Origin of the sequence: Rhizobium sp. GR12 (assembly GCF_036596185.1) — a bacterium.
Lineage (GTDB): Bacteria > Pseudomonadota > Alphaproteobacteria > Rhizobiales > Rhizobiaceae > Agrobacterium > Agrobacterium nepotum.
Window position 1 is genome coordinate 247,397 of sequence record NZ_JASXTH010000010.1, and the last position, 13,817, is coordinate 261,213.

General features: G+C 59.5%; 17 protein-coding genes. 8 read left to right on the forward strand and 9 right to left on the reverse strand.

Going from position 1 to position 13,817, the window contains the following annotated elements; genetic code table 11:
* Positions 1 to 21: 21 nt before the first annotated feature.
* Both QSK43_RS18975 and rpmB read right to left on the reverse strand, forming a co-directional pair.
* Entirely contained in the window at positions 22 to 657 is a 636-nt protein-coding gene (locus QSK43_RS18975; protein WP_045024734.1) for a queuosine precursor transporter, read from the reverse strand.
* Positions 658 to 769: 112 nt separating this feature from the next.
* Positions 770 to 1,060 carry a 50S ribosomal protein L28 gene (rpmB, locus tag QSK43_RS18980; RefSeq protein WP_003509888.1) on the reverse strand — a complete coding sequence of 97 codons (291 nt, stop codon included), beginning with the start codon at positions 1,058 to 1,060 and terminating at the stop codon, positions 770 to 772.
* Positions 1,061 to 1,313: 253 nt separating this feature from the next.
* Here rpmB and QSK43_RS18985 point away from each other — a divergent pair, with 253 nt between their 5' ends.
* On the forward strand, positions 1,314 to 2,087 hold the full coding sequence (locus QSK43_RS18985; protein WP_332304737.1) for a DUF3108 domain-containing protein: 774 nt from the start codon (positions 1,314 to 1,316) through the stop codon (positions 2,085 to 2,087).
* 5 nt (positions 2,088 to 2,092) lie between these two features.
* Here the strand turns inward: QSK43_RS18985 and QSK43_RS18990 are convergent, their stop codons facing one another.
* Together QSK43_RS18990 and gloB are read right to left on the reverse strand one after the other, a co-directional pair.
* A complete protein-coding gene (locus QSK43_RS18990; RefSeq protein WP_045024732.1) occupies positions 2,093 to 2,533 on the reverse strand; it encodes a cupin domain-containing protein in 441 nt (146 codons plus the stop codon).
* Positions 2,533 to 3,303 carry a hydroxyacylglutathione hydrolase gene (gene gloB, locus QSK43_RS18995; RefSeq protein ID WP_332304738.1) on the reverse strand — a complete coding sequence of 257 codons (771 nt, stop codon included), beginning with the start codon at positions 3,301 to 3,303 and terminating at the stop codon, positions 2,533 to 2,535. Before gloB ends, QSK43_RS18990 begins: the two co-directional genes overlap by 1 nt.
* Before the next feature lie 106 nt (positions 3,304 to 3,409).
* On the opposite strand from gloB, the gene QSK43_RS19000 reads away from it, so the two are divergent.
* The 3 genes from QSK43_RS19000 to QSK43_RS19010 all read left to right on the forward strand — a co-directional run bounded on the left by QSK43_RS19000 (position 3,410) and on the right by QSK43_RS19010 (position 6,291).
* On the forward strand, positions 3,410 to 4,171 hold the full coding sequence (locus tag QSK43_RS19000) for a class I SAM-dependent methyltransferase (RefSeq protein WP_045024728.1): 762 nt from the start codon (positions 3,410 to 3,412) through the stop codon (positions 4,169 to 4,171).
* An 84-nt stretch (positions 4,172 to 4,255) separates the two neighbouring features.
* Entirely contained in the window at positions 4,256 to 5,362 is a 1,107-nt protein-coding gene (hisC, locus tag QSK43_RS19005) for a histidinol-phosphate transaminase (RefSeq protein ID WP_332304739.1), read from the forward strand.
* The gene (locus QSK43_RS19010; protein ID WP_332304740.1) at positions 5,362 to 6,291 is read left to right on the forward strand and encodes a prephenate/arogenate dehydrogenase family protein; all 930 of its coding nucleotides are present in this window, start codon (positions 5,362 to 5,364) and stop codon (positions 6,289 to 6,291) included. The genes hisC and QSK43_RS19010 overlap by 1 nt, the downstream gene beginning before the upstream one ends.
* A gap of 164 nt (positions 6,292 to 6,455) precedes the next feature.
* Here the strand turns inward: QSK43_RS19010 and QSK43_RS19015 are convergent, their stop codons facing one another.
* Complete coding sequence (locus QSK43_RS19015) at positions 6,456 to 7,457, reverse strand: DUF2125 domain-containing protein (protein ID WP_332304741.1); 1,002 nt, start codon at positions 7,455 to 7,457, stop codon at positions 6,456 to 6,458.
* A gap of 49 nt (positions 7,458 to 7,506) precedes the next feature.
* Between QSK43_RS19015 and QSK43_RS19020 the strand changes: the two genes are divergently transcribed.
* The gene (locus QSK43_RS19020) at positions 7,507 to 8,058 is read left to right on the forward strand and encodes a gamma-glutamylcyclotransferase (protein ID WP_332304742.1); all 552 of its coding nucleotides are present in this window, start codon (positions 7,507 to 7,509) and stop codon (positions 8,056 to 8,058) included.
* On the opposite strand, the gene QSK43_RS19025 is transcribed toward QSK43_RS19020, so the two are convergent.
* From QSK43_RS19025 to ftsE, 4 genes are all read right to left on the reverse strand, one after another.
* Positions 8,031 to 8,828, reverse strand: coding sequence for a lysophospholipid acyltransferase family protein (locus tag QSK43_RS19025; RefSeq protein WP_332304743.1), 798 nt, complete (start codon positions 8,826 to 8,828; stop codon positions 8,031 to 8,033). The two genes, QSK43_RS19020 and QSK43_RS19025, sit on opposite strands and share 28 nt — an antisense overlap.
* 115 nt (positions 8,829 to 8,943) lie before the next feature.
* Positions 8,944 to 9,681 carry a YdcF family protein gene (locus QSK43_RS19030; protein ID WP_332304744.1) on the reverse strand — a complete coding sequence of 246 codons (738 nt, stop codon included), beginning with the start codon at positions 9,679 to 9,681 and terminating at the stop codon, positions 8,944 to 8,946.
* Positions 9,682 to 9,791: 110 nt separating this feature from the next.
* The gene (locus QSK43_RS19035; RefSeq protein ID WP_332304745.1) at positions 9,792 to 10,799 is read right to left on the reverse strand and encodes a cell division protein FtsX; all 1,008 of its coding nucleotides are present in this window, start codon (positions 10,797 to 10,799) and stop codon (positions 9,792 to 9,794) included.
* Complete coding sequence (ftsE, locus tag QSK43_RS19040) at positions 10,792 to 11,451, reverse strand: cell division ATP-binding protein FtsE (protein WP_045024714.1); 660 nt, start codon at positions 11,449 to 11,451, stop codon at positions 10,792 to 10,794. The genes QSK43_RS19035 and ftsE overlap by 8 nt, the downstream gene beginning before the upstream one ends.
* A gap of 200 nt (positions 11,452 to 11,651) precedes the next feature.
* On the opposite strand from ftsE, the gene QSK43_RS19045 reads away from it, so the two are divergent.
* The 3 genes from QSK43_RS19045 to QSK43_RS19055 all read left to right on the forward strand — a co-directional run bounded on the left by QSK43_RS19045 (position 11,652) and on the right by QSK43_RS19055 (position 13,553).
* Entirely contained in the window at positions 11,652 to 12,323 is a 672-nt protein-coding gene (locus tag QSK43_RS19045) for a hypothetical protein (RefSeq protein WP_332304746.1), read from the forward strand.
* 69 nt (positions 12,324 to 12,392) lie between these two features.
* On the forward strand, positions 12,393 to 12,935 hold the full coding sequence (gene hpt, locus QSK43_RS19050) for a hypoxanthine phosphoribosyltransferase (protein WP_045018973.1): 543 nt from the start codon (positions 12,393 to 12,395) through the stop codon (positions 12,933 to 12,935).
* 258 nt (positions 12,936 to 13,193) lie between these two features.
* The gene (locus tag QSK43_RS19055) at positions 13,194 to 13,553 is read left to right on the forward strand and encodes a response regulator (RefSeq protein ID WP_045024711.1); all 360 of its coding nucleotides are present in this window, start codon (positions 13,194 to 13,196) and stop codon (positions 13,551 to 13,553) included.
* Positions 13,554 to 13,817: the final 264 nt, after the last annotated feature.

A 13,817-nucleotide genomic window follows, 5' to 3' on the forward strand; every position in this document is an offset into this window, starting at 1 on the left:
GGGCTTTTTAAATCGTAGTCGCTACAGCGTTTTGGCGGGCGGCATTGGCTTCAGCGTGTTCATCAGCGCGCCGTAAGGCAGGAGCATGACGAGGCCGACGATAATTTTCACCGAGAGATCGCCCAGCGCCCAGGAGATCCAGCGAGGGGCTTCCAGAGCGAAGACGCCGAGCACAGGCGCGTTTTCGATGGCGAAGGCATCGTTGGGGCCGACGAAGGCGAAACTTGCTGCAAAGGCGATGGAGAAGAACAGGGCCGTATCCAGCACCGAACCCAGCATCGAGCCGGCCAGCGGTGCATGCCACCAGCTCTGGCGGCGCAGGCGATTGAATACGGAGATATCGAGCAACTGGCCGATCAGGTAGGCGGTGCCGGAAGCGACCGCGATACGCGGGATGGATGTCCAGAAGGACAACGTGACCCCGACGACGAAGCCCGCAAGCACGACGCGGCGCGCGACCGAGGGGCCGAACTGGCGGTTCGTGAGGTCCGTGATGAGGAAGGCTACCGGATAGGTAAAGGCGCCCCAGGTCAGAAGATCGCCGAGATTGACGCCGAATAACGACCCCGCGAGCGGGTATTGCACCAGAATATTGGACGCGACGACCACCAGTGTCATCAGCAGAACGTAGATAAGCGTAAAGCGCAGGTAAGGCATTTTTTTATCCTGGGTGATGCCACCAGTTGGAGCCGAATTTAAAATACACAAAAGGCTTGAGCGGCAAAAGCCATTCAAGCCCTCTGAATATCGATGATGTCGAAACCGCTAATTAAGCAGCTTCAGCCGTCTTTTTGGCGATCTGGCGGCGCAGGAGACGAGCGCGCATGCTCAGTTCGTTTTCGCCGGACTTCAGAAGGAAGGCATCGAGGCCGCCACGGTGTTCAACGGAACGCAGAGCTGCTGCAGAAACACGCAGGCGGAAGCGCTGGCCGAGAGCATCGGAGATCAACGTGACCTGGCAAAGGTTCGGAAGGAACCGGCGCTTGGTCTTGTTGTTGGCGTGGCTGACGTTGTTGCCCGTCTGGACGCCCTTGCCGGTCAATTCGCATACACGGGACATGGGTACACCTATTTCGTTTTGTCTGTTTCGCCACTGGCTCGCCACCGGCAAAAACCGTGGTGGCAATCCAACTGGCCATGATTGGAAAGTTGCGGTTCTATAGTCAGACGGGACTTAACAGTCAAGCCGCTCGCGAGCAAATGAAAGGAAATTCCGGCGTTTTCAACCGGCATCCGCTTTTTTATTGCCACAAGTCGGCGTATATGATCGCCCGATAAGGCCGCTTCCGCGCCTCTTTTAAGGTGATATCGAAATGATTGCCAGAGGAAAAAGCATTTTCTTGGCTGCTACCATGGCGTTTACGGGCGTATCTCCCTCGCTCGCCGCTGAAGCCCGCCATACAAGCGAATACAGCATCAATCTGGGCATTTTGCCGATCGCCAAAGCGAGTTTTTCGACTCGCATGGACGGCCCGAACTATTCGATCTCCGGTTCCTTCAGCTCCGCCGGGCTCGCAAGCATTCTCAAGGATATTTCCGGAAAGACGACGATATCCGGCGCCAAACGCGGCCATCGGCTGCAGGCAAACACATATTCGCTGGTCTACAAGGACGGCAAGCGGGTGCGCACCTATGACGTGGTCTATCGCAACGGCAACGTCACATCGACGACCGTGAAACCTGAGCCGAAGGCCCGGCCGGACAATTGGGTGGATGTGAAGGATCGTGACCTGCGCTCCGTCCTCGACCCGATCTCCGGCCTCATCATTCCCGCCGGCGGCCGCATCTGCCCCTCCCGCCTGCCGATTTATGACGGCGAATCACGGCTGGATCTGGTTTTGAGCCCCAGCGGCACCAAGCCGTTCAAGACCGATGGTTTCAGCGGCGATGCCGTGGTCTGCAAGGCGCGTTATGTGCCGAAATCGGGTTATCGGCAGGGGCGCAAGGATATCGAATACCTGAAATCCATCTCCATGGAGATCTGGTTCGCCAAATCGAACAATATGGATGTCTACGCGCCGGTCTATGCCATCATCCCGACGCGGGTGGGTCAGGTCTACATCACCGCCACCAAATATGGCGGCTGATGCAGTTAAGGCTTATCACCCGGCGACCAGCCGGGTTCGGCCATGACGAAGCTTGAAAAGGCGAAGCCGGGCGAAACGGTGCAGCCAACGAGGGTGAAATCGCCGAGGCTTTCGGCCGATTGCCAACAATTGGCCGGCACGATCACCTGCGGGCGCTCGCCTTCCAGAATGGCGGGGCCGAGCGTGAAGGTCTGCACTTCCCGGCCGTCTTCCGAAAGATGCAGCGCGATCGGAGCGCCGGCGTAATAGTGCCAGACCTCCACCGCGTCGGTGACGCGATGCCAGTGCGAGCGCTCACCCTTTTCCAGAAGATAATAGATCGCCGTCGAATGGCCGCGCTCGCCACCCGCCTTGTCGCGAAATGTCTGGTGGTAAAAACCACCCTCGGGATGCCGTTCCAGCCCCAGTTCGCGAATGATCGCTTCCGCAGACAGATCGGCGCCCATCAGAAGTTATCCTTGCGCGTGCGGATTTCCGCGAAGACTTCGGCGTCGGTGGCGCCTTCAAGGCCAAGATGCCCGCGTATGCCGGCATCGGCCACCCGCATATAGGGGTTGGTCTGTTTTTCGAGCCCGATGGTGGTGGGAATGGTGAATTCATTGGCCTGCCGCGCCTCTTCGACGCGTGCCGCGCGTTCACTCAGAACCGCATTGTCAGGATCGACGGTCAGCGCGAAACGGGCATTCGTGAGCGTATATTCGTGGCCGAAATAAACTCTTGTATCGTCCGGCAGCGCCATCAGCTTCTGGAAGGAATGCCACATATCCGCCGCCGGGCGTTCGAACAGGCGGCCGCAACCCATGGCGAACAGCGTATCGGCGGCAAACAGCAGGCCGTCATCGGGAAGATAATAGCATATGTGCCCCGCCGTATGGCCGGGCGTGGCGATGACCTGAACGCGGCGCCCGGCAAATTCGAATTCGTCGCCATCGGCCTGCGAACGGTCGAGACCGGGTATCGCAATCGCCTCGTCATAGGGGCCGTGGATTTCGCAGCCGAACTTGTCCTTCAGCGCCAGATTGGCGTCCACATGGTCCTGATGGTGATGGGTGGTGAAGATATGCGTGAGCTTCCAGCCGTGGCCATTGAGCGCCTGCAGGATCGGACCTTCTTCCGGTGCATCGATGGCGACTGTGGCGCCGCTTTCGGGATCGTGCAGGAGAACGCCAAAATTGTCGCTGCGGCAAAGAAAGACGTCTATTTCCAACGGTTTCATCGTGTCCTCTCCATTTGCCGGCCGAAACCGGCGCATTTGTCCGCCTGAAATTCAATGTAGGGGCAGACGCCTTGAAGTCCAACCGCCTGATGCTACATTCTCGCCCATGAACACCGATATTGTCGATCTGCGCGAATTCTATCATTCCCCGCTTGGCCGTGCGGCCGAGCAGGCGGTCACCATGGCGCTTTCGACGCTTTGGCCGCCTTTACCGGAAGAACGGCTGGTCGGCCTCGGTTATGCGGTGCCGTTTCTGGAGCGGTTCCGTCACGACACGGAGCGCACCTTTGCCTTCATGCCGGCCGGGCAGGGGGCGGTGAACTGGCCGGCGGGCGAGCTTTCCTCAACCGCGCTGGTATTTGACGAGGAATTGCCGCTGCCCGATTCGTCGATAGACCGGGTGCTGATGGTGCATGCCCTGGAATTTGCCGAAAATCCGCGCGAAACTCTGAAAGAACTCTGGCGGGTGCTGGCGCCCGGCGGGCGTCTGGTTATCGTGGTGCCGAACAGGCGCGGAGTGTGGGCGCGTATGGAACACACGCCTTTCGGTTCCGGCCGGCCCTATTCGCGCGGGCAGCTGACGGCGCTTCTGCGCGAGACCAATTTCACGCCGGGGGCAAGCGCCGAGGCGTTGTTCTTCCCCCCCACCACCAGCCGTCCGGTGCTGAAATTCCGCCGATATCTCGAGCATACCGGCCGCAGGCTGTGGCCGCTGTTTTCCGGCGTTATCGTGGTCGAGGCGCAAAAACGTCTCTATCAGGGATTGCCCGTCACCCAGCGCGCCTCACGCCGGGTTTTCGTGCCGGTTCTGGGGCCGCAGGGGGTGCCCACCACCCGCAGCGCCCTGAGGCATGGAAACCCGCGCTGACCCTCGACAAAACGACCATTCCGGTCTAATGCCTCCGGCATTGCTTTTGCCGGGTTCTCCGGCGCATTTCCGAAGGTCGATCAAATGAGTGCAGAGCTTAGCCAACCTCTTCCGCGTCCGGGTATTCTGGATATCGCTGCTTATGTTCCCGGCAAGGAACATGTGGACGGCGTTGCGAAGGTTTATAAGCTCTCCTCCAACGAAACGCCGCTCGGGCCAAGCCCGAAGGCCATCGAAGCCTTCGCCGCTGCCGCCAGCCATCTGGAAATCTATCCGGACGGTCAGGCGATTGCGCTGCGTCAGGCGATTGCCGACGTGCACGGCCTTAACATCGCGAATATCATGTGCGGCAACGGCTCGGACGAGCTACTCGGCCTGCTCTGCCATGTCTATCTGGGCGTGGGCGATGAGGCGATCATCACCGAGCACGGTTTCCTCGTCTACAAGATCCAGATCATGGGTGCGGGCGCGACCCCGGTGACGGTGAAGGAAAACGATTGCGCCATCGATGTGGACGCCATCCTTGCTGCCGTTACGCCGAGGACGAAGATGGTTTTCATCGCCAATCCCGGCAATCCGACCGGCACTTACGTTCCGGTTGCGGAAATCCGCCGCCTTCAGGCCGGTCTGCCGAAACATGTCGTGCTGGTGCTGGATGCCGCCTATGCCGAATATGTGCGCAAGAACGACTACGAGGCCGGGCTTGAACTGGTGTCCGGCAACCGCAACGTGGTGATGACCCGCACTTTCTCCAAGGTCTACGGTCTTGCGGCGCTGCGCGTCGGCTGGATGTATGGTCCTGCCGCCGTCGTCGATGCGCTGAACCGGGTGCGCGGGCCGTTCAACATGAGCGCGCCGGCAATCGCGGCCGGAGCAGCTGCGATCCGCGATCAGGCATTCGTCGAAAAGGCTGTGGCGCATAATGCTCTGTGGATGGAAAAGCTGGTGACAGCCTTCACCGGCCTCGGCCTCAAGATCACGCCTTCCGTCGCCAATTTCGTGCTCATCCATTTCCCCGACCAGGACGGCAAGCGCGCGGCGGATGCGGATGAGTTCCTGAGCCGTCGCGGTTATATTCTGCGTGCCGTGCGCGGTTATGGTTTCCCCAATGCCCTGCGTATGACCGTCGGTTCGGAAGAGGCCAATCTCGGCGTCATCGCCGCACTCACCGAGTTTATGGGGCAGGCGTAATGGGCGAGATCATGTTTGAACGCATCGCGCTGATCGGTATCGGCCTTATCGGCTCGTCGATTGCCCGCGACATCAATGAATTGGGACTTGCAAAGCATGTCACGATTTCCACCCGCAGCGAGGAAACGCTGAAACGGGCGGAGGAACTGGCGCTCGGCACGGACTATACCGTCTCGGCTGCGGAAGCCGTTAAGGATGCCGATCTCGTCGTCGTTTCGGTCCCGGTCGGCGCGTCGGAAAGTGTCGCGCAGCAGATCGCGCCGCATCTGAAGCCGGGTGCCATCGTCACCGATGTCGGCTCCACCAAGGCCTCGGTCATCGCTCAGATGGCCCCGCATATGCCTGACAATGTGCATTTCATTCCGGGGCATCCGCTGGCGGGCACGGAAAAATCCGGTCCGGATGCCGGTTTTCCCGGTCTTTTCCGCGAACGCTGGTGCATCTTCACACCGCTGCCGGGCACAGACCTGGAAGCGCTGGAAAGACTGAAAGATTTCTGGCGTGCGCTTGGCTCGCGTGTGGATGAAATGGATGCCGAACACCACGACAAGGTTCTGGCGATCGTCTCGCATCTGCCGCATATCATCGCCTACAACATCGTCGGCACGGCGGATGATCTGGAGACGGTGACCGAATCGGAAGTCATCAAATATTCGGCTTCCGGTTTTCGCGATTTCACCCGTCTCGCTGCCTCCGATCCGACAATGTGGCGTGATGTCTGCCTTCACAACAAGGATGCCATCCTTGAGATGCTGGCGCGGTTTTCCGAAGACCTTGCCTCGCTGCAAAGGGCGATCCGCTGGGGGGAGGGCGACAAGCTGTTCGAGCTGTTCTCGCGCACCCGCGCCATCCGCCGCTCCATCGTGCAAGCGGGTCAGGATGTGGACGCGCCGGACTTCGGGCGTCATGCGCTGGATCAGAAGAAGTAAGGCGCTGTGTAAGGTAAGGCGCGATTTTCCCCTATTCGTCATGCCGGACTAGGTCCCGCATCCGCCACGGCGCGTCTGCGCCGTGAGGAGAGTCTACGCGATCAAAGACTCGATCGCGCTCAACCCCGGAACTAGTCCGGGGTGACGGAGCGGGATGCTATAGCTCAGATCGGCGGGATTTTCCCGAGCGGGATGAAGCCGCTGATGGTGGCGCGGCCGCGGTCCACCACCAGATCGACGGACGCTCTGTCACCGCCGCCGGCGAGAGCGCGGAGCATCTTGCGGGCGGTATCGATAGTGGATTGCAGCTGCGGAAACGCCTGTTTGGCATTGTCCGACCACGCGCCGAGCTTTTCGATTTCCAGCTTGAACTGGCCGGAGAGATATCCTTCATTGTCGAAGGAAAAGGGGCCGCTGATGCGCATGGTGCGACCCTCGCCGATATCGGCAACCAGCCGGCGAAGCTCGCCGCTTGCGCCATAAAGCCCGGACCTGTCGCTGCCATCGACCATGCCCGCCTTGCCGGCGAGGGTGACATCGGCGATGGCGTTGAGGCGGGGAAGAATCTGCGGCCAGTCCTTGATGACGGTCGCCGAGTCGGTCACGGTTATCGCGCCGTCGAGATCGGCGCCGTTCTGGCGCAGGTGCATTTCCGTCTTGGCGGCATCGAAATCGATCGTCTGGCCGGTCACAGGGGAGACCGCCTGCGCCTTCAGGCCGTCGATGACCAGCGACGTGCGGTCGATACCCCTAAGTTTGGTGACGATACTCGACTGCATGTTCTGCCATGCGGCCGAAATCGTCAGGCCGTTTGCGGTGTGGATTTCAGCCGGCGCATCCAGTTCCCAGACGATATGGCCGGGATTGTAGACCTGCGCTGCGGAACGCAATTCACCAAAGGAAGCGGAAACGCCGTTCTGCTTGTCGTCCACCGTCACCTTGGAGCAGAAGAGGCCGATGCGGAACGGATAACCCCTAAAGGCGATATCGCCGCATTCGCCACTGACATTACTGGCCTGCGAGGGGGCGATGACATTCAGAACCGTCTGCTTCAGCCTGTCGGCGGCGTAAAACCACCCGGCCGTATACATTCCGATGACCAGCACGACGGCGATACCAAGCCAGAGGATTTTTTTGGCCGTGCCGGATTGGCTTGACGATGCCATATTGATCTCCGATGAACAGACTTCAGATAGATTCGATTTGGCTTGGGATATGGACGATTTTTGGGTCTTTGGCTACGGTTCGTTGATGTGGAACCCGGGCTTTGCCTTTGAGGAAAGGCAGCAGGCGCGGCTGCACGGCTATCGGCGCTCCCTCTGCATCAGTTCCAATGTCTATCGCGGTACGGAGGAAAAGCCCGGCCTGGTGCTGGGTCTGGAGCGCGGTGGCTCCTGCCTTGGCGTCGCCTTTCGTGTGCGGGGAGCGGATCGAGATCCGGTCATGGCCTATCTGCGCGAGCGCGAACTGGTGACGAATGTCTACAAGGAACGCGTCGTCGCGATAGCACTTGCCGATGGCAGGCGCGGCAGTGCCGTGACCTATGTGGCAGATCCCGCCCATGAGCAATATATCGGCGGTCTGGGCGTTGCGGAGGCTGCGGTGATCGTAGCTGCCGCATCTGGCCGGTCTGGTCCGAACACTGATTACGTCTTCAACACGGTGCAGCATCTGCAGGATATGGGCATTCGCGATTCGCTTCTGGAAAGCATCGCCGCGAGTGTCGATACGGTCGCGGGTCAGCCGGCGGCGGTATCTTTTCCCTGAAGTTCGGCGATACGCTTTACGGCGGTCGGCGGCAGCGGCAGGTGCGGATTGTTGCGGGCGGTCTCCAGCAGCAGTTCGTCGCTCGCCTTTTCCGTCACCTCGATCAATCTCTTGAAAAAGACGTCGGGGTCGAGCCCCGGCTCGATGGCCGGCAAAATCCGCACCTTGAAATGGCCGGGATAACGCATGGTCGAGCGGCGCGGCCAGAAGAGGCCGGGATGCATGGCGACGGGAATAACGGGAACCTTGAGGTCGCGATAAAGGCGGGCGATGCCGTAACGATATTCGGGTTCGGCACCCGGCGGTCGGCGCGTGCCTTCGGGATAGATGATGAGTTCACGGCCTGCCGCCATTTCCTCCTGCGCCCGCTCCATGACCTTCAGCATCACCTTGCCGCGCGCGGCGCGGTTGACCGGGATCATGCGCTGCTTCATCGCATACCAACCGAATAGCGGGATCCATAGAAGCTCGCGCTTCAGAATATAGACCGGATCGGGAAGGTTGGGCAAAAGCGCGTAGGTGTCCCAGAAGGACTGGTGTTTGGGTGCGAAGATGCAGCCGGTTTCGGGAATGTTTTCCAACCCTTCGATCTCAAAGGTGGTGCCGACAATCGTCTTCATCAGCCAATGGTTGGACCGCGCCCAGTTCTTGGGGATTTCATAGGCGATCCTGCGCGGCAGGATGAAATATATCGGCGTCAGCACGATCATGCGGACAATCAGATTGAGATAAAACAGCGTATTGAAAAGAACAGAGCGCAGCTTGAGCATCGACAGACTTCCCGGGTTGCAGCCGTTCCGAAGCCTTGGGCGCGCCTCGATGCCGGATGCCGATGCCAGACGCCTACACGAAAACAAGGCCTCGCAGCAAGCGTGATCTCACCGTTTACGGGGAAGCGGCTGACGCCTTGATCGTGGGATGATCGGCGGCGGCCTTGCGCAGGCCGTCACCTTTGCCGAGGCCGGTCAGATCGCGCCCCGCCGCAATCACGAATTTCATATATTCGTAGAGCATGGTTCTGACCACATCCGGTTCCGCGAACCAGTTGGTGCGGGCAAGGTCCGCGCTGATGACGGGATAGGCGATAAACTCCGTCTGCGGGCTGGCATTGCGCAATTCATGCAGGCTGCGGTGCATATGATAGTTGTTGGTGACGACGATGATGGCGGAATAACCGTGATCGCGTATCCAGCTTGCTGCCTCGTTGGCGTTGCCTATCGTGTCAATGGCCTTGTAGCCCATATCCACACAGCAGGAAAACATGTCCGAAGAACCCTGGGTCATCTTGCGGATTTGCGAACGGGTGGTGGCTGGGTTGACGCCGGAGATCAGCAGGCGCTTGCCCACACCGTCCCGCAGCAGGCCGACAGCCTGTTCGATGCGTTGATAGCCGCCGGTCAGAACGATGATCGCGTCTCCCTTCGCGCCCTCGGGAGGGCGCATGGACGCGACGGAGTCGGCGAACCATAAAAAACCGCCCAAAAAACCGCCCAGCGCGATGACACAAATCAGGATAAGTCCGCGAATAAAACGGCGCAGGCGACTTCGCCGCGACAACAGGCCGTTTTTTGCCAGTTGCGTGGTTGTCTGATCCTGATCATGGTCCGTCCGACTCACAAACATTCCTCCTGAATACTCGCCGATTAAGGCAAGGAACAGGCATTTTTGTCCACCGTCCGCAGGTTACATCCGGCTTGTGAAGGTTTCAGGTTCCCGTGGAATTTCGGGAAGTGTCACGATGCAAGGCCGTCGCTTTTCGACGGGTCGGAGCGGACGCGATCGATATCGTCAATCGTGCGGATGACGGTCACACGCGCGGTGATGGTGGTGAGAAGCGCGATGACGATCATTGTCGTGGCGATGCCGATATAACCGCTGAGGCCAACGGAAAAGGAACCGAAAAGCGCACTTGCCTGATCGCTCTGTGGCGTGGCGACCGTGTTCGATTGCCAGAAACCGGCAGCAAGGAAAACCATTGCGGCAAGGGCGCTGCCCGCCGCCGCTCCCTTGAGGCTGATCTTGAGGAAGTGTTTCTCGAACTCCCGCGCCACGAAGCTGCTTTCGGCGCCGACGAAATGCAGCACCTCGACGATGTGCCGGTTACCGGAAAGCGCCCCGCGCGTCGCAAACACCACCGTCAGCACCATGGCGGTGAAGACGAGGATCAGGACCCCGACGCCGATCATGACCGTGGTTCTGGCCATGGAGACGAGCCTGTCGACCCATGTACGGTGATCGTCCAGAAACGCCTGCGGAATTTCAGCCTTCAACATGTCCCGCATCGCCTGGAAATCGGGCGGGTTGTTTTCGTCGATGGTGATGACGACGAGGCGTGGGATCGGCAGTTCGGAAAGGTCGAGGCCGCTGCCGAGCCATGGTTCCAGAAGGCGCGAGGTGGCGGCATCGTCGAGGATGGTTCCATCCCGCGTGCCGACGAAGGTGAGGGCCAGATTGCGTGCCTTCGAGAGCGCCGCATTCATGTCCAGCCCGTCCTCGGGCTTGATCTGGATGGTGATCTCACGGGAAATCTGGCTCTGCCAAGTGGAGGCGGTGGCGCGCACCATGGAGACCGCGCCGAGCGTCAGGCAGGCGAGAAAGGCCATGATGGCGATCACCACCATCAGCGCGTTGCCCTGAATGTTGGAGGGCGGCAGAATGGACGCCATCGGGCGGATGCGCATTGCCGGACGTTTGTCGGCGGCGGCATCCGGCTTCAGCTGTTTGCGGTTGATCTCATTCATAGATATCGAGCCGCCCTTCGGTGAGGATCATGCGACGGGCATTGATCTGGTCCATCAGGGCAAAATCATGGGTGGCGATGACCACTGCGGTCCCCAGCCTGTTGAGTTCCAGAAAGAGGTTGAGAAGGCGCTTGGCCATCGGCGGATCGACGTTGCCGGTCGGCTCGTCGGCCAGCAATATTTCCGGCTGGTCCATGAGGGCGCGGGCGATGGCGGCGCGCTGCTTTTCTCCGCCCGAAAGGATGGCCGGAAGCACATTGACGCGTTCGCCAAGCCCGACCCACTTCAGAAGCTCGATCACGTCGTTGCGGTAGGCGCTCTCTTCCTTGCCGCGCACGCGCAGCGGCAGGGCGACATTCTCATAGGTCGTCAGATGATCCAGCAGGCGGAAATCCTGAAACACGATACCGACGCGGCGGCGCAGCATCGGCAGCTCGCTGCGCGGTATGCGCGACACATCGCGGTTGAACATGCGTATATGGCCGCGCGTCGGCTGCAGCGACATCAAAAGCAGGCGCAGAAGTGTCGTCTTGCCGGCGCCCGAAGGGCCAGTCAGAAACTGGAACGAACCTTTGGGAATGTCGAAGGTCATGTCCCGCAGGATCTCGGGTCCCATGCCGTAACGCAACCCGACATTTTCGAAATGGATCAACGGACTTCCAGTCTCTTCGTTTCGTGGTGGTTCGCAAGCCGACGGCGCGTGAGGCCCGGATATCGCCGTTTAACCCGGTTCCGGTGGCCTGCGCGAGCCGTTTTTGCGAAGCATTAACCAATTAAATTTAAAACTTGGCAGGATTCGTTGCAATGCCCAGTTTTGCGGGCCGGAAAACCTGACCGGGGAATTCTATGGCTATGTTCCGTTCATCTCGCCGGCAAGCGGCATTCGATTTTGACCTCCTGATGCCGGAAACGCCGGTACGCCGAACGGCGCGGGCGGCCAACCCTATCCTTGACGTGGTAGACGCGGAATTTGTCACCATCAAGGAAAACCGTTCACGTCAGCCCGGAAATGACAATCGCGGCGCAACGCGCCGGCAGATGGAAAAACCATCCGTCACCGTCGGTGTACTCGGTTACGCATTCATCGGCTGGGTGGACCGCAAATTGTCCCGTCTGTCGGTCGATGCCTATTCGGCGCTGGTCGCGGGGCTCGCCATTTTGGTTTTCGTCTGCTCGGGTGGCCTATCCGTGGTCGTGTCGGAAAAGTCGACCATCGCCGCATCGGTGAACCCGCTCGCCATTTCGCATGTCACCGTGACGCCGCAGGAGGCGGGTGGCATGGACGTCCTGCTCATCAACGGCATCGTGGAAAATAACGGCACTGCTTTGGAAGAAGTGCCGGCAATTCGCGCCGATCTCTTCGTTGCCAGGGGGCAGCTGGTTGCCAGCATGGTCATCGAACCGCCGGTCAGGCAGATGCAGCCCGGTTTCAGCCATGGATTTTCGGCAAAGTTGCGCCATCCCGGTGGAAAAACGCCTGATATCAAGCTTTCCTTCGTCGAGGCGGATGCGTCCGAACGTTGATTGTGCTAACGCGTGATCTTGTATTTTTACTGAAAGGTAAAATCAGCGAGGCGCAGCACAGGAGAAAGAATGCCCGTCGTCCGTGGAAAAAACATCGAGCCGCTTTACACCGCCGAGCAGATTGCCGAGCGCAATCGCGACATGGCCAAGCATATAGCCGGCGGCCCGACCAAGGATTTGCTGGTCATCGCCGTGCTCAAGGGATCGTTCATTTTCGCGGCCGATCTTATCCGCGCGCTGCACGATAGCGGCCTTGCCCCCGAAGTTGAATTCATCACGCTTTCGAGCTACGGCGCCGGCACGGTTTCGCAAGGGGTGAAGATCGTCAAGGACATCGACAGCGACGTGAAGGATCGCGATGTTCTTCTGATCGACGATATTCTCGAATCCGGCCGCACGCTGCGTTTCGCCAAGGAGCTGCTTTACGAGCGCGGCGCCCGCCACGTCACCATCGCGGTGCTGCTCGACAAGAAGGTCAAGCGCAAGGAAGATCTGGAGGCCGATTATGTCGGTTTCGAATGTCCCGATTATTTCGTCGTCGGTTACGGCATGGATGTGGCTTATGCCTTCCGCGAATTGCCTTTTGTCGGCGTTGTCACCGGCGACGCCTGAGCATTTTCTCGCCGTGCCGGGATGAGACATCCCGGAGACGCCTCATTAACCATTCAAATAGATCATGATGATTTCCAGGCCGTATCGGTCCGAGATCTGAATCTTGATCTAAATCAAAGAATTAGAGCGGTATTTCAGGCGAAAACCGCTTGCACTTTTCGCTATCCCGCTCCCACGAAAGCCTGGGTGTTTACCTCTTGAAAAGAGGAGCCTGCGATGTTGCTCATGGCTGGAAATGATGCCCAGGAGCAATGATTAATGGCAAAAATTCTGATTACCGAAGACGAGGATGCATTGCGGGCTTTCGTTGCCCGTGCGCTGCGTCTCGACGGTCACGAGACCCATGAGGCGGCCGACGGCGAGCAGGGACTGGAAAAGCTCCAGGAGACCACCTTTGATCTTCTTCTTTCGGATATCCGCATGCCGGTCATGGATGGCATCGAGCTGGCGCACCGCGCCGCCGAACGCTTCCCGGCCATGCGCATCCTGTTGATGACGGGTTATGCCGAACAGCGCGAACGTGCCGACGATCTGGCCGAAAAGATCGTAGACGTCGTTTCCAAACCCTTCGCGCTTCCGGATATCCGCAAGGCGGTTGCGCGTGCGCTGGCGGCCTGAGCGATAACGTTACGCAGATTTGAGAAAGGCGGCCTCCAAGGTCGCCTTTTTTGTTGCGGAGTAATCAACTCTCTGCGTCATGCTCGGGCCTGTCCCGAGCATCTGCGACGTATCGGTTTCACGAGAGGTTGGCAGATCCTCGGCACAAGGCCACTACTGTCCGGTTTAAATCGGCTCCCAGTTGAACTGCATCTGGCGGAGGTCTTTTGTTGTTTCGGGCGGTGGTTTTGCGAGTTGGTCGGTTCTTCTGCGGAGCATGAGATT